The sequence below is a fragment of the Burkholderia sp. A9 genome (genome assembly GCF_000801975.1).
Genome location: NZ_JSZN01000025.1, coordinates 1 through 22049, shown reverse-complemented (window position 1 = coordinate 22049; position 22049 = coordinate 1). Strand labels below are relative to the sequence as shown.

Here is a 22049-nt window from a genome sequence, read left to right as displayed (position 1 = left end):
AATCTTAAGTCCTCACATGGGATACGAGAAGTTCGCCAGGCGATTTGTCCACGCCTTCGAGGATGTGCGCATTGTCGCACGTTCATTCCCGTCTTCCAGGCGGGTGGGATCCGTGGTGACGGGCACGGGAGTGTCGTTCGTCACGGTTGGCGAGAATCGGGGGGGCAGAGCATTGTTGGCGAGTTTGCCCAGACTCTTCGCTCGTGTGTTTGGCGTAGTCCGAGATGCAGAAACGCTCGTGATCCGCTTTCCCGGAAATATCGCGATCATTTCCATGCTCGTTTGTCTGGTATCGGGCAAAGAATTCTCGGTGGAAGTCGTGGCCGATCCGGAGGACTATTTCAAGGACGGGGCATCTGACCATCCGTTGCGAAAAATTGCCGGAAGCATTCACTGTCGGGCGACCCGGTTCGCCGTACGCCATGCGCGCTCAGTCCGATATGTGACGCGAGCCTACTTGCAGACAAAATATCCAGCGGGACCTGACAGCAAACCGTTCGGGTTTAGCGATGTCTATCTGCCGGACTCGTCGTTCTCGGTTCGCGATCTGGAGACGTTCAGCGCTACTGGCGCGCTGAGGATTGTCAATGTCGCGATGATGCACAATCACAGCAAGGGCCATGCCGTACTGCTGGAGACTGTCTCACGCTTGTTGCGGCAAGGTGTGAAGATCCAATTGACGTTGGTCGGTGACGGCCCACTCCGCGCACGGTTCGAGGAACTGGCCGATTCCTTGGCGATCGGCGATATCGTGCACTTCAGCGGTCAGGTGTCGTCGGATACGGTTCGTGAAATTGTCAGCCAACAGGATCTTTTCGTGCTGCCGTCGTTCCAGGAGGGATTGCCGCGGGCGATGCTCGAAGCAATGGCGTCCGGTACGCCGGCATTGGCAACTACGGTAGGTGGCATTCCGGAAGTGCTTCCTGCAGAGGACATGTTCGAGCCCGGATCCGTCGACGAACTCGTCCGCCGGATTGGTGGGCTTGCACGCAACCGGGGGTGGCTATTCGAAATGAGCATTAGACAAAGCGCACTTGCATCGGCATTTTCGTACACTGCTCTGCAGACGAGTTACGACGAATACTGCAACTACCTGGTGAAGCAATGCGTGCGGTGAATCGCGAGTTCATCTATGTTACGGCGAGCGCGGGGTTGCCCGCACTCGGGAATTTCGTCGCGGTGACGCTCGCGCTGCACCATCTCGATCCAGTGCTGCTGGGAAGATCGTACGCACTTCTCGCGCTGCTGTATGTGGCGATCGATGCGTTCAATTTCGGCTCGTCGCGAATTTACACCATCGAACGAATCCGCGCGCGATTCGCGAGCCTCATTCGGCTGGACGCGATCAGCGCAACGGCATCGACGATGCTGTTCTGCATTGCGTGCTGGGTATTGGGTCGATCAGACACTATCATCATTCCGCATTGGCCGGTTATGCTCGTCCTGGCGCCTGCGTGTTATGGCCTGTCGCATTTCTCGCTCGGATTTTTCCGGATATTCAGAAAGAGCATCGTGGTCTGCGTCGTTTCGACGGTCTCTGCCCTGTCGCGGGTATCCGTGGTGATCTTGTTGATCGAAATCCGCGACTGGAGGCCGTTGCTTCCCGACTTCCTGTTGCTGATCGAGGCTGCTTACGGCGCGATGCTGCTCGGATGCTATCTATGGTTTCGGAGGAGCGTCGCCGGACAAGTTGAACCACAACGTGCTGAGGACAACCGTGGCATATTCGGTTGGTATCGCCATTTCTTTTCTCATGCACGTGACGAGGTGCTGAGTAGCTGGTATGCGAACGCCATCTTTTCGGGCGCGAAGCATGTTGATGTTTTGATCGTATCGGTGCTGGTCGGGCCGGCTGGCGCGGCCCTATATCGCGCCGTCAAGAGCATCAATAATCTTGCATTCAATTTTGGCCAGTCGCTGTCGCTGGCGATGCACGGAAGCTGGATTGTGGTCGCCGAAGCGTTCCGTGAGAACGCCGTCCGCCGAAGGCTGGCGCTGTGTGCGATCGTATCGATCGCGATTCTGATTGCGGCATCCTACGGATTGTTGAAGGTGAAACTCTTCCCGACCAGTTCTCTCGGGAGCGAAACGGCGCAATGGGGATTTCTGTTTGCGGTACTGTCGGGTGCATTGCTGGTTTTACTCTGCAGGATCGTATCGCTGTATTTGTATGCATGCAGCAAGACGGCCTTCGTCAAGATGTCTTCGATGGAGGTTATCGTCACGTTGGGTGCCGTTTCGTTACTCGGGTGGAAAATGGGTGTCGGGGGCGCGGTCAGCGGCGTCGGCATCGCCTCATTTGCCATCCTCCTATCATCGGCATTTCTGTTGATCCGAGTCGGCGAACGATCCGTCACGGCATGACGATCGGCCTTTTGAATCGAGAATGAGGCAAGATTGAATGAAGCGGCGATCTTTCATCAAGGCAAGTGTCGTTGCCGGACTCGGCATTCCGGCCTCGTGTCATGCAGTGCCGTTCAGCGCAGTGTCGGAGGCGGTCGGCCGCCGAGTCTTTGCGCATTACATGCTGGCATGGCCAAGGGGTGGTAAAGATGCAACCATCGATCAATACGAGAGTGAAATCCGCGATGCATTGAGCGCGGGAATCGACGGATTCGCGTTGAATTGCGGCGGATGGAACGCGTCGGAGCCGTACTACAAGGCGAGAGCTCTGACGATTTATGCGGCCGCAGAAAGATTCGATGGGCGGTTCAAGTTGTTCGTATCCGCAGACGGCAAGGCACAGGATGAACTCGAGGACATCGTCTCTACTGTTCGGGAACTCCGTGCGCAGTGGAAAATCGACGGCAGACCTGTGGTGTCATCGTATGCGCTTGGCGGAAAGTACGGTGAGAGGTGCCGGTCAATGATCGAGACCGCAAGAGCGCTTGGTGTCTATTTCATCCCGCATTTCGTTCCGAGTACCGGTGAGCGCGAGATTAGTGCCAATGAGGCAGCAGAAATCGTTCGACGGCTCGGGCCGGCGGAAGGCTTCTTCTATTTCGGGGCGGCAGGCGATCCGGCGCTGATCGATCGCTCGACGCGGACGTTGGCCGCAGCGCTGGGAGTAAGCGGAAAGCGCTTCATGGCGCCTGTCACACCCTACTATCGAGGCAGGCCAGAGGGTACGAACTATCGAGCGTTTGAATCACATGGATTTGCAGGAATGGCTCGAGAGTGGCGCGCAGCGATCGAGTCGAATGCGACTTGGGTTCAGATCGTGACGTGGAACGATTGGGCCGAATCGACCTACGTTGCGCCCGTTGGTGCCGCGAGAACCGAGGTTGTCTACGACAAACGGTTCGGGCCGATTCTGAATCATGAAGGGTATCTGCAGGCGTCGCGCTATTTCATCGAATGGTTCAAGAGCGGGACACGTCCTGCGATCGTACGCGACGAAATTTTTTTCTTCTATCGACTGCACCCGACGCCCGTCAACTATCCGGGAATAAGTTTCGTGGCGTCAAATGTGCTGGCTGCACCGAAGATGCCACAAGAGCGGCTGATCGACCGCATTTTCGTCACGGTGTTTCTGACACGTCCGGCAATGCTGGCAATAAGGCAGACGGATAGTATCGAGCGACGTCCGCTTCGCGCAGGAATTTCGTTTGTCGATGTCGGAAGTGTCGTGGGCGTACCGGTTTTTTCGATCGAACGCGACGGCCGGAGCGTCGTGAATGCGGCGGGAGAATTGGCGATCACCCGTGACGATTTCAGCAGTCGATACAACTACTACAGCGGATGGGCAAGTGGCGACCTGCAGTAGATCCTGGTACCGAGGTTGCCACCTGAGTTATCGGATTTCGGGAGTGCGGCGGTGGTTCTCAGTTGACGGCACCCGGCATTGGATAAACCGTGACGGCGGAATTCGACGTCGGATACGGATAGACCTCGAAGGTTGACGCGTGTTGCCTGAGTGCGGCGTTCGCGTTTGGTGCGATTGCGGTGCTGACGTTTCGGCTGATCGAACGGGATGCTGGCAATCTCGATTGTATGTTGGTACGCGCACCCTGCAGGTATGTGGTAGTGACGCCCGTTACGGCGAATGCGCCTGCCGTAGACGGAACAAGCATTGATTGGTTGCCGTCGTGCCGCCCATAGATGCTGGCAGCGTTAAGGACGGACAGGCGCGACATCGCATTGGCTCCGGGTGAGTTGCCTAGACCGGACATGCTGCTCGGACCGTTTTCGCTATTGCGGGCGAGCACACGGCCAAGACCACGTGCTAATGAAAACTTGCTCGATGAACCAAATGTGGTGCTGTTTCCATACGTCCCGAATCTGGGGGGCGCGTCAGGCTGGATATCTCTCATAGATTGCCCGGCGATAAAAAAATGCGGTGATTGGGCGTATGTGCACGTGCTGGAAAGAGCGAGGTACGCGAAAAGTAGGACGAGACGGTTCATGGAAATTACCTTGGATAACGAAGTGTCATTAATCGAAAGATGCAGCGGAAAACAATAGCAGGATAGTTCGAAGAAAGGGGTGGATTCGTCGAGATCGGCCACGATAAGTCTGAATTCGGATACCAGTTCGAGACTGGCGGAGCAGCGGATTCATCCACCAACGTTCAGGGTGCCGGCGACATCCGTGAGAGGCGAAGCAATGACGTTCTCTCTCCATGGAATAACGTTCAGGATAACGAGGATTTGACATGCTGTATTCAGTTCAGTATCTGCGAGCCGTTGCAGCGGTACTAGTGGTCGTTTGCCATGTGATTCACAAGCAAGGCCAGCTTTCAGGTTCGAATGCGAGCTGGGAGTTCGGCGGTTCCGGTGTCGATCTATTTTTTATCATCTCCGGTTTCATCATGTGTCACGTTACCGACGGTCGACGTGTTGCTGCATTCGAATTTCTGAAGGCGCGTGTGTTGAGAATCATCCCACTGTACTGGGTGTTGTCCGCCGTTGCGCTCGCGATCTACCTGTATAGCCACGCGCTCGTGAACAGTAGCGGCGGCGTAACGTCGATTGTCAATTCGTTCACGTTGATACCAAACGGAGAGAAATTCCTGATACAGACGGGGTGGACGCTGAGCTATGAGTTTTGGTTCTATCTGATCTTTGCGTCGACGTTGTCATTTCCGCGCAAGATCCGGTTGCCGATGGTGTGCGGCTTGCTCGTCTCGTTGCCGTTGGCCGGGAGGCTGTTTCCGACTGGGAATCCGTTCGTGCAATTCGCTACGCATCCGCTGCTCCTCGAGTTCATGATGGGCATCTTTGCATTCCAGTACGTGAAGCGGTATTCAGGAAGTGTCGTGGTGGATGTGGCTGTAATGGCGTTGGGTGCCGCACTGCTGGCGTACTTCGATGGCATCGCGAGCGTGGAAAACCGAGTTCTGGTGTACGGCCTGCCCTACATGTTCATGTCGGCCGGTTTCATGGGGCTCGAGCGCTTCAGCCGGCGCGTATCCGGTACGTTCGTCGGCCATGTTGCCAAGGCACTGGGTGATTCATCGTACTCGCTGTATCTGTCACACCCGTTCGTGCTGGCAGCGACGTCGAAGCTGCTTGCGCTCAGTGGCGTGCATGTCGGCACGGTGGCGTCATGCGCGTTTCTCTCTCTGACTGCAATTGGGGTTGGATATGCTTGCCATCGGGTGCTTGAGTTGAATTTGAACAGTGCCACACGATCGGTCTTCGATAGATCGATCGGTGCGAGCAGTTCGCGTGTTTGATGGGATGAAGCAATCCGGAACGTGAGAGCGATTGCTGCGAAGAGGACGGAAAGAATGAAATCGACGAGGGCGAACATGATTGCACGTGAACACGGCAGCGGACTGTGGGCTGTCGGCATCACATTGATGATCGGCCTGCTGGCTACCGTCATCTTTGCGATCGTTTATACGGAGCGTGCACATGGGTTCATCGTGGTTCTGAACTGCACGCTGCTGCTGGCGATCGCATCGATCCGACCGGTCAATCAGACGGTGCGCTGGTTCCGGATATTCCTGCTGTTTTTTTTCGGTATTTTCCCGCTCTGGCAGTTGCTCGCCGGTGACGAAATCTACCTCAAACTGCTGCCGCAAGACAGCGTCGCGGTCATGCTATGGTTCTTTCTCAGCATCGGGGGTGTCCTCGTCGTCCAGTTGATGTTGATTGCGCGCCGTCGAGAACTCGCCCCATGGTTCCGGGTGGTCAGGCCGGTCATGCGAGTGGGTGGCCTCGCGTACTTGTTCGCATGCCTATCTCTCAGCGCGCTGGCGTTCATGTACGTCAAGCTTGGCGGCTATTCGCACATCGCACAGCTCTACGACACGCGTGTGGAAAGCAATGGAACGGACTACGATCCGTTTCGCGGGCTCGGTGTGATTCAGGCTCTCGCCAATACGTCTCCTCTATGGGTCTTCGTGTGCCTGATGCTTCGCCGACGCAGAAATGTGCTGATCACGACGATCGCTTTCGTCCAGCTCGGAGTATTGGGGTGGCTGTCTTCGGGGGTGGCGGGGAGTCGCCAAGGGATCGTGTTCGTGCTCGTCTTCGCGCTGTTCATCTACCACGAGTTCGTGAACAGGATTAACCCGCGGAAGGCGCGCCTGTTCGGCATCGCCGTCGCGCTGACCGGTATCCTGTTGATTCCGCTGAAGTTGGGTCTCGGCTATTCCGACCTCGCAAAGCTGCCACAACGGTTTGCGGAGCAGCGGGGGTTGGAGCTCAGCATGGGGCCTTTGAGTTCCTTTTTCTTTCGGGACCTCTCTCGATTCGACGTGCAGATTCTGGCGATCGATACGGTAGAAAAGCCGTCCTTTGAACTCGCGATGGGGCGAAGCTTCGTCGGCGCGGTCGCATCGGTCGTGCCGAGTGCGCTGTGGGGCGACCGGCCAGACACTTTCGCGAAGGAGAAGAGTGACATCGTGCGCAATGTCGAGCGGACGACAATGGAAAAGACGACCCTCCTGTTCGGGATGCCTGGTGAATTTCTCGTCAATTTCGGCATTGTTGGTTACATGTTGTCATTCGTCATTCCTGCCATGCTCCTGGTGCTGCACAACAGGATCGGGCGGAAGGCGGAAAGATGGTTGCCTCTTCGGGCAGTGATTTGGCCGATACCGTTTCTATTTTTCCTGTTCGATTCGAATGTGATCGTGTATTACGTAGTGCGATGGGTTCTGCTATTCGGTCTGCCGATGGCGTATGCGTTGCAATCGTCCCGTCAATCGCGTGCAATGCCGCAGGCTGAGATCGCATCGGAGCCGGCAGCCGCCTCGTGAAATCGGGACGTGAAAATCGATGATGGATTTCCAGTGAGTTTTGATAAGAGGAGGGCGCCGGATTCTAGATGAATCTGGCGCAGAGCGCTGGCGAAACCATCTCGATAGCCGTCTGAATCGGTGCGTGATACCCGTAGGCGATGGCCGATACGGCAAGCACTGAAGCCTGTGCGAGCGGGCGTAGCGCTGGCGGCAGGATCGGTGCGTCCGTCCACCGTTTCAGCAACAAGGTGGTAACGAGCACACCGAGCATCCAGCCCGCGATCACCTCCGACGCGGTATGCGCATCCTCGCGTACGCGTGCAAAGCCGATCGTCGCGGAGAGGGCGAGCCCCGGCAACAGCGCGGGGCCGGGGCGAACGTTCCACCCGTCGTGCAGCATCACCAGACACGCCATCGGCCAGACAGTCGCGGCAAGCATCGTATGCCCGCTGATCGCGCGGAAGTTCATCGACTGGATCGGCGACCCGCATCCGGCATAAAGAATCTTCGTCAGTCCGACGATGAACATCGCGGCGGCGAGCAGCATGATCCACCACAGCGCTATACGCCAGCCGTACAGCGAGCGCGTGAGCCACATGAAACAGACGGCGGCGAGCGGCAGCGTCAGCGCCGCGTCACCGAGGTTGCCGATGGCGAGCCACATTTACGGCCCTCGCTGGACGACACGGAGGTATTCGATCGCACGTGGCGTGAAAAACCAGCCACACGGCGCGCCGCGCGCCACCGCAGCGCACGATTGGCGTCAGACGACGAGCTGTTCCGACATGCGTGCGAGCAGATACCGCTCGAAATCGGCCGCAACTTCGGGATGCCGCAGCGCGAACTCGACCGACGCTTTCAGGTACCCGAGCTTGCTGCCGCAATCGAAGCGTGTGCCGTCGTAGCGGTACGCCAGCACCTGTTCATCGGTGAGCAGCGACTGGATCGCGTCGGTCAGTTGCAATTCGCCGCCCGCGCCGGGCTTGAGCCCGCGAAGATGCTCGAAGATCTTCGGCTTCAGCACATAGCGGCCGACCACGCCGAAATTCGACGGCGCATTCGCCGGTTCGGGCTTCTCGACGATGCCGGACAGCTTGAAGAGATCGTCTTCCCAGCGCTTGCCGTCGATCACGCCATAGGATTTTGAATCTTCAGGGGCGATCTCCTCGACCCCGATGACCGACGCATGGTAGTGGTCGAAGACGTCGATCATCTGGCGTAGCACCGGCTTCGGACCATCGAGCAGGTCGTCGGCGAGAATCACGGCGAACGGATTGTCGCCGACGAGTTTCTCCGCGCACAGGACGGCGTGCCCCAGACCGAGCGCTTCGGCCTGGCGCACGTAAAAGCAGTCGACATGGCTCGGCTTGATGCTGCGCACCAGGGAGAGCAGCTTGTCCTTGCCGCGTGCTTCGAGCTCTGCCTCGATCTCATATGACTTGTCGAAGTGATCCTCGATCGCGCGCTTGCTGCGGCCGGTCACGAAGATCATCTCCGTGATGCCCGCTTCGATCGCTTCCTCGACCGCATACTGGATCAATGGTTTGTCCACGACCGGCAACATTTCCTTGGGGCTCGCCTTGGTGGCCGGCAGGAATCGGGTGCCCAGGCCGGCGACCGGAAAGACGGCTTTCGTCACGTTCAACATAGTGGTAATTCCATGGGTTCGGAATGAAAAGCGGACAACGTCGATGTCCGATGTCGGTGTCCGGGCGCTACAAAATATTCGACGTTGCACAGGACGCAATTGCAGGGTCGCGTGCGTGCAATTCGGGAAATCCTAGGTGTATTCGGGAATGAAGCGGCGACTGAATCTTGGGCGAATCCGACAGGTTGATTGCAAGACCGCGCATTGCAGCAAGAATTATTTTGAAACGGTGTGCATGTGGCCGGTTCGGCGTTATATAGCGGATTATGGCTGTCGTTTGTCGGCAGGCGATCGCTCGGTTGGTATACGGTGTGACGCGGAAAGCCCGGAATCCGAATGAATTTTGCGAATGCGTGCGTATGCCGATACTTTGAGTTCACGGGCGTGTGATCGGGAGAGAGGGACGATGGAACAGGATGATATTTGCCGGGCGTTGGGAGCAGTCGATCCTGCTTATCTCGAACTGATGCAGCAGATGTTGAAGATCGATTGCGAGGTGGCGGCACGCGAGTTGGGCATCTCGAACCAGATCGCGTTACAGATCATCGCGCTGACACCAAGTGAGATCGAAGCGCTGGTCGGCCGCCGATCGCAGCCTTAGTCGGCAAGGCCGGCGCCGTTTCGTCGCAACCCCCGCCGGTGAAATCGCAACCCTGATCGGCGGCATGGCCGCCGATTGCGACGGTGGCCCGCGGCGGGTGGCAGTCACATTTCCCGCATGCATGGACGGAAGCGTGTCACGGTCCCGCTATACGCGAAGAAAGAATAAGAGTCGAACGAGATATTGTTTTGCGTTGAAACGCGATTGCCAAAGAGAAGGGTGATAGTGGAGCCACCGTGATGCATTTGACCGTAGACATCCTGACGATATCCGAACAACGGCAGCGCCCGGGCGGGGCCGGTGTCAGGCTTCCATGTACTGATCCTCCCGCGGAACCCGTGTGGCGCGAAGGCCGATGGCCGGGACATGCGTACGGGTTTCCGGTGTGCTGGGGCGGCACCGGATGGTGCAGCAGGATTTTCGGCGCTCGCGGCGATTTCTGGCGCGAGCGCGTGATGCGGGCTGCATAGCAGAACATCGATGTCTTCTCGCGCCGTTTTTGGCAATACGGCCGGACAGGTATGCCCAATTACCGCGTTTTCGCGAACGGGAATATAAGAATCCGACGATCTGGCGGATTACTTCTAGGATTTGTCCGCCCATCGAGGTGCCCGACACGTAAAGTGCGTGGTCGAAATCTCCGGGCGTTGCAAATACGCGCCCTGCGGCCGGTTGAATGCAAATGCCGTCCCAAAACAGGAACGACCATGCCCGAACAGGACGATATCTTCGACGCGATTGCGGAATTCAACCGTTCATACCTGACGCTTGCACAGCGCTTGCTGCGAGTGGATCGCGCAGCAGCGAAACAACAACTGGGCATGTCGGACGAGACGGCATCGCTCGTCGCGGCATTGACGCCGGCACAGATCGAGATGCTCGCCGAGCGCCGCGAACTGTTCTGCGAATTCCGCGCCGAGGCGTCCCCCGGCCGGGCCTGATCCGGCGACATTTCGATTGTTTCATGCGTCACGTTGCGCGCGAATACTGTCTGATATCAGGTTGCGGGCTCGCACTGTCGGTTACGTCTGCCAGTTTGGCGTTTTTCGGCTAGATATTGCGTCCCATTCGTCTGACCGGATTCGATACGATGCGCAAAATCGCCGTTGCCACGATGCCCGCACGAGAAGCACACGATGCGGGCACGTCGATCATTGTTTTTCACCGGGAATACGTCGTCCATGCAGGGAATTCTGGAGCATCTTCTTGAGCGTCAGGTGTCGCATCAATGGCGCGGATTCCTGGAGGCACTGGCAGGCGAATTCACCGATCAGCTCGATCGAGACGAGTTGAGGCAATTGATGTCGCGCGTCGGCATGCGCTTCGCGGCCGCACATCCGCTCGGCCCTTGCGAGTCGACAGACGATCTCGCGGATGCATTGAATGCTCGTTGGCGCGACGTGCAGTGGGGTTACGCCGAACTGTCCGACGAACACGAATTCCTGCGCATCGTCCATTTCGCCGCGCCGTTGCGCGCGCTCGGCGACGGTCATCTCGGATGGTCCTCTGCCTTCCTGCAAGGCGCTTATCAGCGCTGGTTCGATAGCGTCGGTGCGACCGGCTTGCGCGTGGTGCAGGACGTTGCGCCGTCGGACGACTCGCGGATCGAACTGCGCGTTGCGCGCGCAAAGAACAGAGCGACCCGGTAGACCGGCATTTTCGCGATAACAAATGAGCAAGCTATGTCGACCTCACGGGATATCGAATCGTTGTTCAAGCGCTTTGGCGGTGACGCCGGACGCTATCAGGAAGTACGTGCCGAAGCGGATGCAGAAGCGGCGCGCGCGCGTTGGCCGCTGCTCGGCCGTGTCGAGTTGCGCGCGAACGAGCCGCACGGGCAGCCGGACCAGAGGCCGCCGGACAACGGGCTGGGCCTGCGCAGTATCGAGATGACCGACACGCGTGCGGTGTCCGCGCCGGACGCCGACAGGCGAGATCAACCGCCCGGTTCGCTGAAAAAGCTGGTCGGCAGGCGGGCGGCACCTGACGGTACGGGCGTGCAGGGTCCGTCGGCGCCGCTGGTTCGGTTGTTCGAGCGGCTGCGGACCGAGGCGGCGGGAGAGGGGCCGACGAAGCCGTCGCCGTGGATGGGCCGGTCATGAAGATCGTCACGATCGCTTCGGCAAAGGGGGGCGTCGGAAAGACGACGCTGGCGGCGAACCTCGCGGCCGTGATGGCGGCGTCGCAACGGCGGCGCGTGAGCGTGGTGGATCTCGATCCGCAGAATGCGCTGAAGCTGCATTTCGGCGTACCGCTCGAAATGACCGAGGGGCTAGCCCACGCCGGGCTCGACGGACTGGCGTGGCCGGCCGCAGTCGTGGAAGGGATCACGGTATTGCCGTTCGGCGTGGTAAGCGAAACGGATCAGCGCCGCTTCGAGCGAGTGCTGGACCGCGATCCGTCCTGGCTCGCGCACGGGCTCGCGGCGCGCGGGCTCGGCGACGACGACATCGTGATCGTCGATACGCCGCCGGGCACGTCGGTGTACATGCGCGCCGCGCTGACGGCCGCGCATTTCGTGCTCAATGTCGTGCTCGCCGATGCGGCCTCGTACGCGTCGATCCCGCAGATGCGGCGGATGCTCGACGCCTATGCTGCGACCCGCGCGGATTTCGCGGGCGACGGCTATGTGGTCAATCAGGTCGATCAGTCCCGCGAACTGGGCCGCGATGTGCTGCGCGTGTTGCGCGACAGTCTCGGCACGACACGGTTCGGTGGCGTGATTCACGCAGATGAAGGCGTCGCGGAATCGCTCGCATGCCGGATGACCGTGAATCGCTACGACCCGCGTTCGCAGGCTGCTGCCGATCTGAACGCGTGCGGCGCGTGGCTCGAGCGCGCACTCGATCGGCGTGACACCGCGCGGAGCGCCGCTTGAGGGCCCGCGGGGATGCCGCGCGACCCTCGGCGGTTGATCGGTTCGTCGATGCGTTGCCCGGGCGCAACTGGTTCGTCGTTCTGCCGGTGGCGGCATGCACACTTCTGGCGCTGTACGTCGTGTGTACCGTGCCGCTCGACAACGTCGGGCAACTCGTATTCGCGACCTGCTGCATCGCGTGTTCCCTGGTGTTCCGGCGTCTGGACGGACGCTATGCGACGCTCGTCATGATCGTGTTGTCCGTGGCGGCCACCGGCCGGTACATGTACTGGAGACTGTCCGATACCCTGGTGTGGTCGCATCCGCTTGAAGCGGTGTGGGGCGCGCTGCTCGCGGCGGCCGAAGTCTATGCGGCCGCGGTGCTGCTCCTCGGCTACTTCCAGACCGCGTGGCCGCTCGGGCGCAAGCCGCTGCCGTTGCCCGTGTCGCGCGTGCACTGGCCGAGTGTCGACGTGCTCATTCCGACGTATAACGAACCATTGAGCGTCGTCAAGCCGACCATCTATGCGGCGCTCGCGCTGGACTACCCGGCCGACAAATTGTCGATCCACGTGCTGGACGACGGGCGTCGTCCGGAATTCCGGGCATTCTGCGAGTCCGTCGGCGTACGCTGGACGACACGCGATCACAATCGCCACGCAAAGGCGGGCAACCTCAACGAAGCGTTGAAGATCACCGACGGGGAATACGTCGCGATATTCGACTGCGATCATGTGCCGACGCGCTCGTTCCTGCAGATCGGTCTCGGCTGGTTCATTCGGGATCCGAAGCTGTCAATGCTTCAGACGCCACATCACTTCTTTTCGGCGGACCCGTTCGAGCGCAACCTCGGCATTTTCAGGGAGGTGCCGAACGAAGGCGAACTGTTCTACGGCCTGGTGCAGGACGGAAACGATCTTTGGAACGCGACGTTTTTCTGCGGGTCGTGTGCGCTGCTGCGCCGCTCGATGGTGGAAGAGATCGGCGGCATCGCGACGGAGACCGTGACCGAGGACGCGCACACCGCGCTCAAGCTGCATCGCCGCGGCTATACGACCGCTTATCTTGCGATCCCGCAGGCGGCGGGGCTGGCCACCGAGAGCCTGACCGGACACATCGGCCAGCGAATCCGCTGGGCGCGCGGCATGACGCAGATATTCCGCATCGACAACCCGTTGTTCGGGCGCGGACTGACGTTGGGCCAGCGGCTGTGCTACCTGAACGCGATGATGCATTTCTTTTACGGAATCCCGCGGCTCGTGTTCCTGACTGCACCGCTGTCGTTCCTGTTGTTCGACGCACACGTGATCCATGCTTCCGCGACGATGCTTGCGCTCTATGCGCTGCCCCATGTCGTCCATGCGAACGTGACGAACTCTCGGATGCAAAGCCGGTTCCGGCATTCGTTCTGGGCCGAAGTCTACGAGGCGGTCCTGGCCTCTTACATCGCTTTGCCGACGTTGCTCGCGCTGATCAATCCCCGGCTGGGCAAGTTCAATGTGACGGCCAAGGGCGGGCGAATCGATCGGGGCTACTTCGATTGGGCCGTTTCGAAACCGTACCTGAGCCTGGTGATCCTGAATGTGCTGGGGCTCGCGATGGGCGTCGTGCATCTCTCGCTCAACCGTCATGGCGGCGGTGAAGTCCAGACCATGGCGTTCAACCTGGCGTGGACGGCCTACAACATCCTGATTCTGGGCCTGGCCGTCGCGGCGGCGAACGAACGTCGGCAGGTCCGCGTTTCTCATCGCGTCACGGCGCGGATTCCGGTCATGCTGCGCTTCGCCAACGGCCGGACCCTGGCATGCGAAACACATGACTACTCGGAGGGTGGCGTCGGCGTGGCGGTCCCCGGCGATGCCCGCATTGCGGGCGGCGAAGCGGTGACGGTGTCGCTGTTTCGCGGCGTCGACGGATATGCCTTTCCCGGGACGATCGAATATGTCGAACCGGGACGTGTCGGCATCCGGTTCGAGAGCCTGTCGCAACAGCAGGAGTTCGATCTTGTCAGTTCGACGTTTGCCCGCGCGGACGCTTGGGTCGACTGGACGGACGGCCGCCGGTCCGATTCGCCGCCACGTGCGTTCCTGCATCTTGCGAAGGTCGGCGTGCATGGTCTGCTTCGCGTGACCGCGCGCCTGTACGCGGATATGCGCACGCACCGGCGCGGCGATCGAAACAACGACAGAACAATAACGTGAGGGCAGACAGAATGACGTGGGTGTCGCGACAGCGCGGCAGCACGCGCCGCATGGCGTGCATTTCGCGGGGTGCGGTCACCGCGGTCCCTGTTCCTGTCGGCGGGTACGCGCGCTTGCCGCGCAAGATGCTGTCGATCCTGCTCTGGGCGATGGCGGCCGGCATCGCGTCGGGCAACGGGGCATCGGCCACGGTGATGGAGCCGCCCGGCGCGACGCGAGCGGCGGATGGCGCGATGTCGTCGGGCGATGCGGCTCCGCCGTCGCCGGCCGTACCCGTCGGGCCTGCCACGGCGCGACCGCCGCTGCTCGCGGAGCCGGTTCCGGCGGCCGACGCCGAGCGCCGCCGCTTCGGCGTGCTGCCGACCACGGCCGACCCCGGCACGCTCGTGCCCGGCGGCCGACGCCAGGCATTGACGTTCGCGGATCTTGGGGCGCGGGATCCCCTGCAGTTGCGGGGCACGGACGGCCAGAACGGCGTCGCGTTCTCGGTGCGTCGCGACGAGGTCGTCACGGGCGCGACGCTGCATCTGGTCTACAGCTACTCGCCCGCGCTGCTGCAGGATCTGTCGCAGCTCAAGGTGCTCGTCAACGGCGAAGTGGCGGCGACGTTGCCGTTGCCGGCCGCTCAAGCCGGGATGACGGTTGCGCGCGACGTGTCGATCGATCCGCGTTTCGTCACCGAATACAACCATCTGAATGTTCAGCTGATCGGTCATTACACGAACGGCTGCGAGAACCCTGCCAGCTCCTCGCTCTGGTCGACGGTGAGCAACGCGAGCCGGCTCGACCTGACCTATGCGGCGCTGCCCGGCCGGCCCGAGCTGGGCGTCCTGCCCGCGCCGTTCTTCGATTCGCGGGACGTACGGCGGCTCGAGCTGCCGTTCGTATTCGCCGCGCGATCGTCGCGTGAGACGCTGGAGGCGGCGGGCATCGTCGCCTCGTGGTTCGGCGCGCTGGCCTCGTATCGCGGCGCGCAGTTCCCGGCCCGGCCAGGCGGCTTGCCCGAATCGGGCAATGCAGTCGTGTTTGCGACGGCCGACGATCGTCTGGACGGCGTGACGGTGCCGGCCATCGATGGACCGATGCTGGCGCTCGCCGAGCGGCGGGCGCCTGCCCATGGTCAGCTATTGCTGGTGCTCGGTCGAACGCCGGGCGAAGTGAAGGCGGCCGCGCTTGCGCTCGCGCTCGGCAGCAAGACGCTTGCGGGCACGCGCGCCGCGGTGAGCCGACTCGCGAACGTCGCGCCGCGCGTGCCGTACGACGCGCCGAACTGGCTGTCGTCGACCCGCCCGGTGCGGATCGGCGAACTGGCCGAGGAACGCGCGCTCACCGTGTCCGGGTACGATGCGGGCGCCGTTCGGATCGACCTGCGCGTAGCCCCCGATCTGTTCACATGGGATACGGGCGGCGCGCCGATCGGCCTGCGTTATCGATACACGCCGACTCTGCGCGCAGACCGTTCGTCGCTCAACCTGAGTGTCGGCGACACGTTCGTGAAGGCGCTGCCGATCCCGGCAGCGGATAGATCCCGCTGGAACCTGAGTCGCTACCTGCCATTCGTCGGCAGCGGCATCGAGCGCACGACGCTGCACGTACCGCCGCCGCTGCTCACGCCGCGTACGCAATTGAAGCTGCACTTCTTCTATGACATCCCGGATATGGGCAAATGCACGGGGCGGCTGCTGCAGAACGTCGAGGGTTCGATCGACCCGGACTCGACGATCGACGTGTCGTCGTTTCCGCATTACAAGGCGCTGCCCGACCTCGCCGCGTTCGCAAACAGCGGCTTCCCGTTCACGCGGATGGCCGACCTGTCGGACACGGCCGTCGTGCTTCCGGCCGAGCCGACCCCGGATGTCTACGGGCTGTACCTGCTCGCAATGGGCCGTATGGGCGCGTCGACGGGTTATCCGGTCAGCGGCGTGACGGTGACGGATGCCGGCGGCGTCGGCGCGCTCGCGTCCAAGGACCTGTTGATTCTCGGTGCACCGGACACACAGCCTCTGCTGACCCGCTGGGCAGCGCGCATGCCATTCGCCGCGGATCATGGCGGCGACGTCTTCGGCCGCGGCGAAGTAGCGCACTCGCCTGGCGCCGAGCGCGAACGCGTGCGTGCCGGCCTCTCGATCGTCTCGGACGGCACGAGCGCGCTGATTGCCGGCTTCGAGTCGCCGTTGCGCAAGACACGCAGCGCCGTCGCGTTGATCAGCGCGACCGGGCATGCGGACGACGTGCTCGGCCGCGCACTGCTCGACGACGACCTCCTCACGGCGATCCAGGGCGCGATGGTGGTGATTCGCGATCGCACCGTCACGGTGGCGTCGGACAGAACGTCGTACCACGTCGGTGCGCTGCCGCCGATCACCTACTTGCGCTGGGTCCTGTCGGCCCGTCCGCTGCTGCTTGCGCTGTTCAGCGTGCTGGCCGCGATCGCTGCGGCGGCGCTCTTTTATCGTTTGCTGCGTGCGCGTGCGGCGCGCCGGCTGAAGGAGTGACATGCGCGACCGACGGTTACGCGGACGAGGCGCTCGCGCGGGCGGTGTCGCGAGTCTGTTGTTCGCGCTTGTACTGCCGCACGCGGTTGCCGCCAGCAATGACCCGCTGAAAGTACTCGTCGATCAGGGCCGATACTGGCGGGCGCACGGTCGAGGCGACCTCGAGGCACAGGCCTGGAAGAAGGTGCTGGGCGTCGATCCGGATCAGCCCGATGCGCTGTTCGGCATGGGCATGGTGCTTGCAGATCGCCACGATGTCGACGGCGCGCGCGGCTACCTGGAACGGTTGCGCCGTGTCGCCCCCGGCTTTGCGCGAACCGACGAGCTTGGCGAACGCCTGGGCGACACGAGCGTGCGGGGCGGCGAGCTCACTGACGCCCGTCGCCTCGCGCAAACCGGACAGAGCACCCTGGCTGCGCAACAGTATCAGCGTGCGCTGCAAGGCGCGCCGTCCTCGCCGGCGCTGCAGCTCGAGTACTTCCAGGCACTCGCGGCCACGCCGAGCGGATGGAGCGAAGCGCGGCGCGGCCTGGAACGTCTCGCGCGGGACAACCCCGACGATCCGCGCTATGCACTCGCGTATGCGCAACACCTGACCTATCGCGACGCGACGCGACGCGACGGTGTCGCGCGGCTCGAGCAGTTGTCCGCCGACGGGAACGTCGGGAAAGCGGCGCGCCAGAGCTGGCGCCAGGCGCTGCTCTGGCTCGCGGCAAGGCCGTCGGATCAGGCGCGCTATCTTGCCTACCTGAAGGTGGTGCCTGACGATCCGCCGGTCAAGGCACGCTACGACAGCATGGTGAGACAGGATCAAACCGGGCGCGAGGGCGATCAGCGAGGTGCGTCGAACGAAGCGCGCGGCCGCGCGATCGGGGATGGCTTCGCGGCACTCGAGCGCGGCGAGCTCGATGCCGCGCGGGCCCGCTTCGATGCCGTGCTCGACACGTCGCCGAACGACAGCGACGCGCTGGGCGGTCGCGGTATCGTCGAACTGAAGCAGGAGCGCTTCGCGCAGGCACGCAGCGATCTGGAGCGCGCGTCGCGAGGCGGGAATGCGGCGCGCTGGCGCTCGGCGCTCGACAGTGCGACATACTGGTCCTACACGAGCGGGGCGCTCGGTGCGCAAAGCAACGGTGACTTCGTGCAAGCGAAAGCGCTGTTCGAGCGCGCGATTCTTGCCGACCCGTCGAACGTTACGGCACAGGTGCTGCTCGGCGACGCACTGCTGGAGCATCGCGATGCGCGGGGTGCCGAGCAGGCGTACCGGATGGCGCTGCGGCGTCAGTCCGACAATCCGGACGCGATACGCGGCCTGGTCGGCGCGCTGGCCGCGCAGGGGCGCGGTGACGAAGCGTTGCAGTTCGCGACGCAACTGAGCGCCGAGCAGCAATCGAAGGCCGGCGGCCTCGACCGGTTGCGTCGTACGGCCGAGGCGGCGCAGGCACGGCAGGCCGAAGCGCGCGGTGACCTGGGCGCGGCGCGCACTCTGTTCGAGGATGCGCTCGCGGGCAACCCGGACGATCCGTGGCTGCGGCTGGATCTGGCACGCGTGTACGTGCGGCAAGGTGCGATCGCGTCGGCACGCAGCGTGATGGACGGATTGCTGGCCGAGCGGCCCGACATGCCCGATGCACTCTATGCCGGTGCGCTGCTGGCCGAGCAGACGCAAGACTGGAGCATCGGGCTGCAGCGGCTCGAGCGCATCGCGCCCGCGCAACGGACAGCGGCGATGACGACGTTGCAACACCGCCTCTGGGTGGGCCAGCAGGTTGCCCTTGCGACACGGATGGTGCGCGAGGGCCGACGCGCGCAGGCGCTCGGCGTGCTGCACGATGCAGAGGCAATCGGTCAGTCGGTGCCGGCACTCGCGGCGCAGCTGTCGGCGGGCTATGCCGCAGCCGGCGACATGTCGCGTGCGCTCCGGATCGTGCAGCATGCGCTGGCCCGGGAACCGGACAACGCCGGCTTGATGCTGCAATATGCGCGGATTCTGCTGGCCGTCCGCGACGATGCGCTGCTGGGCGACGCGATGCGCCGGCTCGCCGCGATGCCGCTGTCTCCGGCGCAGCGCGGCGACTTCGATCGCCTGAACCTCGACATCGTCGTGCGCCAGTCCGATGCGGTACGCCAGGGTGGCGACCTTGCCGGCGGCTACGCCGTCATCGCGCCCTGGCTGGCCGCGATGCCCGACAGTCCGGAGCTCCAGGCCGCGCTCGCGCGGCTGTATATGTCGGCCGGCGACGCGCCGAACGCGCTGAAATGCTATCGGGTCGCGCTGGCTCGCCGACCCGACGATGCGGGATTGCTGGTCGCGGCAATCTATGCGGCGAGCAGCGCGAAGGCATGGCGCGACGGTGAAGCGTTCGCGGCCGCCGCGCTGCGTATTGCGCCCGATGACGCCGGGCTGCTTGCCGCGACCGGCCGCCTGTATCGCGAGGAGGGGAATCTTTCGCTCGCCGCGCAGTATCTGCAGCGTGCGCTGCTGGCCGCCAATACGCCGCCCCCGAGCAGCAAGCCGGCGCGGTCGAACATTCCGCGCGGCTGGGAGGACGCGATGCGGCGCATCGGCGCGAACCCGCTGCCCGGTACCAATCCGTTCGAAGGCAAGACCGCCGTCGATGTCGTGCGTCCGTCGCCCGGCTCCGGCGCCGGCGCCGGCGCCGCGGTACCGCCGCTGCCGGGCATGCCTTCCTGGCCCACCCCGTCTTCTTCTGCTCCCACCGTGCCCTATACGATGCCTCCCGCGCCGCCCGCGACCTACGTCACACCGTCTGCCGTGCCGGAAGCGCGCATGGTGCCGGCCGCCATGCCGCTGCAGGCAGTCGCGCGCGATCCCCGCGGTTACGGCCAGGAGGCCAGCGGCGCGGGCGAATCGGGTGGGCCTGCGACCGCGCGGCGCTATCGACCCCGGGCGCCTGCCGCCTACGTACCGCCGGCGGGGGCGTCCACGGAATGCGTGTCGCAGGCCGATTCGAACGACGACTGTGCCGGCTACGTCGCCACGCCGTGGCCGATGTCGCCCGCGTCGCGGGCCGCGGCGACGACCGGGTTGCCAGCGGCGTCCACGTCTGCCTCCAGGACGAGCCGGCCGTCGCGCGGCGGGCCGAAGGCCCCCGCTGCGCCATCGTCCGTTCTTGCATCGTCATACGGGCAGCCCGATGTATCGTCTCGCTATATCCCGCAACCACCGGCTGGCTATCCGAACAGCGATACCGCGGCCCGGTCGCCGCAGCCGCGTGCGGACGCGGACGCCAACGGACAGATGCTCGATGTCGCGTCGGAGCTTGCCCAGGTGAACCGCGAGCAGGCCAGCGCGGCGGCCGGCGGCCTCGTGTTCCGAAATCGTACGGGCGAAGCGGGGCTGTCGGGTCTCACCGATATCGAGGCGCCACTGGAAGGGCGTATCAAGGCGGGCAACGGTCACATTATCGTGACCGCCACGCCCGTCATGCTCGACGGCGCCAACGCGAGCACCGATGTGCCGACCCTCGCGCGTTTCGGCGCGGGGCTCGCGACGGCGGCCGGCGGCGGCTCGCCGGGTTCTCAAACGGCGAGCGGCGTCGGTCTCTCCGTGGGCTACGAAGGCAAGCAATTGAAGGCCGACATTGGCGCGACGCCCGTCGGATTCCCGTACCAGGATATGGTTGGTGGCGTGCGCTACAACGGTGCCCTAACCGATCGGGCGGCCTACTCACTGGCCGTCACGCGTCGTGCGGTGACCGACAGCCTGCTTTCGTTCGCGGGCGCACGCGATGCGAGTGCCGGCCTCAAGTGGGGCGGCGTGACGCGCAGCGGCGCACGCGGCGCGCTGAGCTGGGACGACGGCACCAGCGGCGCGTACGTCGCGGGCGAGTTCGACTACTACGACGGCCATCACGTAGAACGCAACGTCGCCGGCAAGGGGAGCGGCGGCGCCTATACGCGCCTGTTGCGCGACGCCGACCGGACGCTTACGGTGGGCGTCAATGCGACGTGGATGCGCTTCAGCAAGAACCAGTCGTATTTCACGTATGGCCAGGGCGGGTATTTCAGTCCTCAGCAATACGTGATCCTGAATATACCGGTCGAGTATGCGGGACGAACGGGTGCGTTTTCCTATGATCTGAACGGTTCGTTCGGCGTGCAGCATTACCGACAGAACGCGGTGCTGTACTTCCCGCTCGACCCTGGCATGCAGGCTCAAGCTGCAGCGAACGCCGCCGCCAGTCAAGCGGTTGGGCTGGACCCCGGTGCCGTGTATCCGGCACGCAGCAAGACGGGCGTTGCCTATGCGCTCGCCGCGCGCGGCGAATACCAGGTCGCCCCGCAGCTGGTCGTCGGTGGGGCGGCATCGTTCGGCAACGCGTATCAGTATCGCGAGTGGACGGCGGCCGTCTATCTCCGTTACAGCTTCACGCCGCAAGGCGGTGTGCCGTTGTTCCCGCCGCGCGTGTTCACGTCGCCGTATCTCGCGGAAGCCGACTGAACGGATTCGCATGCAGCGATGGCGGTTCCATGCAAAACCAAGTGCACGCCGGCGATCTCACCGATACACGTGCTGGCGGATCCGTTCAGAGCTTTGTCGGCCCGTCGGCGCGTTCGCGACATACAGTGTGTCATCGACGATCCGGCGGGTGCCCAACCAACGTGTCCGGGCAAAGCGTTCGCGCCGGCCACTCAGAACCAATCATGGCTGAACTACACGATATTTCCGATGCGATCACCGAATTCAATCGATCGTATCTCATGCTTGCGAAGTGGTTGCTCCTCGCCAACCGGGACGAGGCCACGCGACAACTGGGCATCTCGGAAAGGACGGCATCGCGAATCGCCGCGCTGACACTGGCTCAGATCGACCACCTCGCCGCGCGCGGCAAACTGTTCTGCGAGTTTCGCGACGAGTGCGCGCCAGGCTGCGCGTGAATCCGCCGAGCGACGGTTCGCGCCACGGCATCGGGACGACTTCGTCAACGATCGCAGGTCCGTACTCGCAGCCTCACGGCATCTTGAACCCTGACGAAGTGCGCGGTCACGCGGTGGCCCGACAGTCCGACGGTTTTCCATGCACGCAACCGA

General features: G+C 62.8%; 17 protein-coding genes. 14 read left to right on the top strand and 3 right to left on the bottom strand.

The features are described 5' to 3' along the window. Positions 1-16 precede the first annotated feature (16 nt). From PI86_RS11940 to PI86_RS11930, 3 genes are read left to right on the top strand one after another with little or no spacing between them, the layout of a single operon-like run. Complete coding sequence (locus PI86_RS11940) at positions 17-1117, top strand: glycosyltransferase family 4 protein (RefSeq protein ID WP_235362745.1); 1101 nt, start codon at positions 17-19, stop codon at positions 1115-1117. After that, on the top strand, positions 1105-2364 hold the full coding sequence (locus tag PI86_RS11935) for a hypothetical protein (protein WP_052319436.1): 1260 nt from the start codon (positions 1105-1107) through the stop codon (positions 2362-2364). Before PI86_RS11940 ends, PI86_RS11935 begins: the two co-directional genes overlap by 13 nt. Before the next feature lie 37 nt (positions 2365-2401). After that, positions 2402-3766: a glycoside hydrolase family 71 protein gene (locus tag PI86_RS11930; RefSeq protein ID WP_039322390.1), complete on the top strand. Its 1365-nt coding sequence runs from the start codon at positions 2402-2404 to the stop codon at positions 3764-3766. A gap of 58 nt (positions 3767-3824) precedes the next feature. On the opposite strand, the gene PI86_RS17125 is transcribed toward PI86_RS11930, so the two are convergent. After that, a complete protein-coding gene (locus tag PI86_RS17125; protein WP_152608101.1) occupies positions 3825-4508 on the bottom strand; it encodes a hypothetical protein in 684 nt (227 codons plus the stop codon). A gap of 146 nt (positions 4509-4654) precedes the next feature. On the opposite strand from PI86_RS17125, the gene PI86_RS11925 reads away from it, so the two are divergent. Together PI86_RS11925 and PI86_RS11920 are read left to right on the top strand one after the other, a co-directional pair. Further along, complete coding sequence (locus PI86_RS11925) at positions 4655-5677, top strand: acyltransferase family protein (RefSeq protein ID WP_052319435.1); 1023 nt, start codon at positions 4655-4657, stop codon at positions 5675-5677. 75 nt (positions 5678-5752) lie between these two features. Continuing rightward, positions 5753-7210 (top strand): hypothetical protein, encoded by a 1458-nt coding sequence (locus PI86_RS11920; protein WP_235362744.1) that lies wholly within the window; start codon positions 5753-5755, stop codon positions 7208-7210. A 64-nt stretch (positions 7211-7274) separates the two neighbouring features. Here PI86_RS11920 and PI86_RS11915 read toward each other — a convergent pair whose 3' ends face one another. Together PI86_RS11915 and galU are read right to left on the bottom strand one after the other, a co-directional pair. Then, positions 7275-7856: a phosphatase PAP2 family protein gene (locus PI86_RS11915; protein ID WP_039322384.1), complete on the bottom strand. Its 582-nt coding sequence runs from the start codon at positions 7854-7856 to the stop codon at positions 7275-7277. A gap of 99 nt (positions 7857-7955) precedes the next feature. Next, positions 7956-8840, bottom strand: coding sequence for a UTP--glucose-1-phosphate uridylyltransferase GalU (gene galU, locus PI86_RS11910; protein WP_039322381.1), 885 nt, complete (start codon positions 8838-8840; stop codon positions 7956-7958). A 406-nt stretch (positions 8841-9246) separates the two neighbouring features. On the opposite strand from galU, the gene PI86_RS11905 reads away from it, so the two are divergent. From PI86_RS11905 to PI86_RS11865, 9 genes are all read left to right on the top strand, one after another. Further along, positions 9247-9441: a flagellar transcriptional regulator FlhD gene (locus PI86_RS11905; RefSeq protein ID WP_039322448.1), complete on the top strand. Its 195-nt coding sequence runs from the start codon at positions 9247-9249 to the stop codon at positions 9439-9441. 707 nt (positions 9442-10148) lie between these two features. Next, positions 10149-10382 (top strand): flagellar transcriptional regulator FlhD, encoded by a 234-nt coding sequence (locus PI86_RS11900; RefSeq protein WP_039322378.1) that lies wholly within the window; start codon positions 10149-10151, stop codon positions 10380-10382. Positions 10383-10622: 240 nt separating this feature from the next. After that, on the top strand, positions 10623-11090 hold the full coding sequence (gene bcsD / locus PI86_RS11895; protein WP_039322375.1) for a cellulose biosynthesis protein BcsD: 468 nt from the start codon (positions 10623-10625) through the stop codon (positions 11088-11090). Between the two features lie 33 nt (positions 11091-11123). Then, the gene (gene bcsP / locus PI86_RS11890) at positions 11124-11543 is read left to right on the top strand and encodes a cellulose biosynthesis protein BcsP (RefSeq protein ID WP_039322371.1); all 420 of its coding nucleotides are present in this window, start codon (positions 11124-11126) and stop codon (positions 11541-11543) included. After that, positions 11540-12319 carry a cellulose biosynthesis protein BcsQ gene (bcsQ, locus tag PI86_RS11885; protein WP_039322369.1) on the top strand — a complete coding sequence of 260 codons (780 nt, stop codon included), beginning with the start codon at positions 11540-11542 and terminating at the stop codon, positions 12317-12319. Before bcsP ends, bcsQ begins: the two co-directional genes overlap by 4 nt. Then, positions 12316-14499, top strand: coding sequence for a UDP-forming cellulose synthase catalytic subunit (gene bcsA, locus PI86_RS11880; protein ID WP_052319434.1), 2184 nt, complete (start codon positions 12316-12318; stop codon positions 14497-14499). Before bcsQ ends, bcsA begins: the two co-directional genes overlap by 4 nt. 125 nt (positions 14500-14624) lie before the next feature. Beyond that, the gene (bcsB, locus tag PI86_RS11875; RefSeq protein ID WP_442854576.1) at positions 14625-16994 is read left to right on the top strand and encodes a cellulose biosynthesis cyclic di-GMP-binding regulatory protein BcsB; all 2370 of its coding nucleotides are present in this window, start codon (positions 14625-14627) and stop codon (positions 16992-16994) included. 1 nt (position 16995) lies between these two features. After that, the gene (locus PI86_RS11870) at positions 16996-21459 is read left to right on the top strand and encodes a cellulose synthase subunit BcsC-related outer membrane protein (RefSeq protein ID WP_039322362.1); all 4464 of its coding nucleotides are present in this window, start codon (positions 16996-16998) and stop codon (positions 21457-21459) included. Between the two features lie 203 nt (positions 21460-21662). Then, positions 21663-21896: a flagellar transcriptional regulator FlhD gene (locus tag PI86_RS11865; RefSeq protein ID WP_039322359.1), complete on the top strand. Its 234-nt coding sequence runs from the start codon at positions 21663-21665 to the stop codon at positions 21894-21896. Positions 21897-22049 lie beyond the last annotated feature (153 nt).

Coding starts and splice junctions, on each gene's coding strand:
- PI86_RS11940 (WP_235362745.1), top strand. CDS start 17: ATGGGATACGAGAAGTTCGCCAGGCGATTTGTCCACGCCTTCGAGGAT.
- PI86_RS11935 (WP_052319436.1), top strand. CDS start 1,105: ATGCGTGCGGTGAATCGCGAGTTCATCTATGTTACGGCGAGCGCGGGG.
- PI86_RS11930 (WP_039322390.1), top strand. CDS start 2,402: ATGAAGCGGCGATCTTTCATCAAGGCAAGTGTCGTTGCCGGACTCGGC.
- PI86_RS11925 (WP_052319435.1), top strand. CDS start 4,655: ATGCTGTATTCAGTTCAGTATCTGCGAGCCGTTGCAGCGGTACTAGTG.
- PI86_RS11920 (WP_235362744.1), top strand. CDS start 5,753: ATGATTGCACGTGAACACGGCAGCGGACTGTGGGCTGTCGGCATCACA.
- PI86_RS11915 (WP_039322384.1), bottom strand. CDS start 7,856: ATGTGGCTCGCCATCGGCAACCTCGGTGACGCGGCGCTGACGCTGCCG.
- galU (WP_039322381.1), bottom strand. CDS start 8,840: ATGTTGAACGTGACGAAAGCCGTCTTTCCGGTCGCCGGCCTGGGCACC.
- PI86_RS11905 (WP_039322448.1), top strand. CDS start 9,247: ATGGAACAGGATGATATTTGCCGGGCGTTGGGAGCAGTCGATCCTGCT.
- PI86_RS11900 (WP_039322378.1), top strand. CDS start 10,149: ATGCCCGAACAGGACGATATCTTCGACGCGATTGCGGAATTCAACCGT.
- bcsD (WP_039322375.1), top strand. CDS start 10,623: ATGCAGGGAATTCTGGAGCATCTTCTTGAGCGTCAGGTGTCGCATCAA.
- bcsP (WP_039322371.1), top strand. CDS start 11,124: ATGTCGACCTCACGGGATATCGAATCGTTGTTCAAGCGCTTTGGCGGT.
- bcsQ (WP_039322369.1), top strand. CDS start 11,540: ATGAAGATCGTCACGATCGCTTCGGCAAAGGGGGGCGTCGGAAAGACG.
- bcsB (WP_442854576.1), top strand. CDS start 14,625: ATGCTGTCGATCCTGCTCTGGGCGATGGCGGCCGGCATCGCGTCGGGC.
- PI86_RS11870 (WP_039322362.1), top strand. CDS start 16,996: ATGCGCGACCGACGGTTACGCGGACGAGGCGCTCGCGCGGGCGGTGTC.
- PI86_RS11865 (WP_039322359.1), top strand. CDS start 21,663: ATGGCTGAACTACACGATATTTCCGATGCGATCACCGAATTCAATCGA.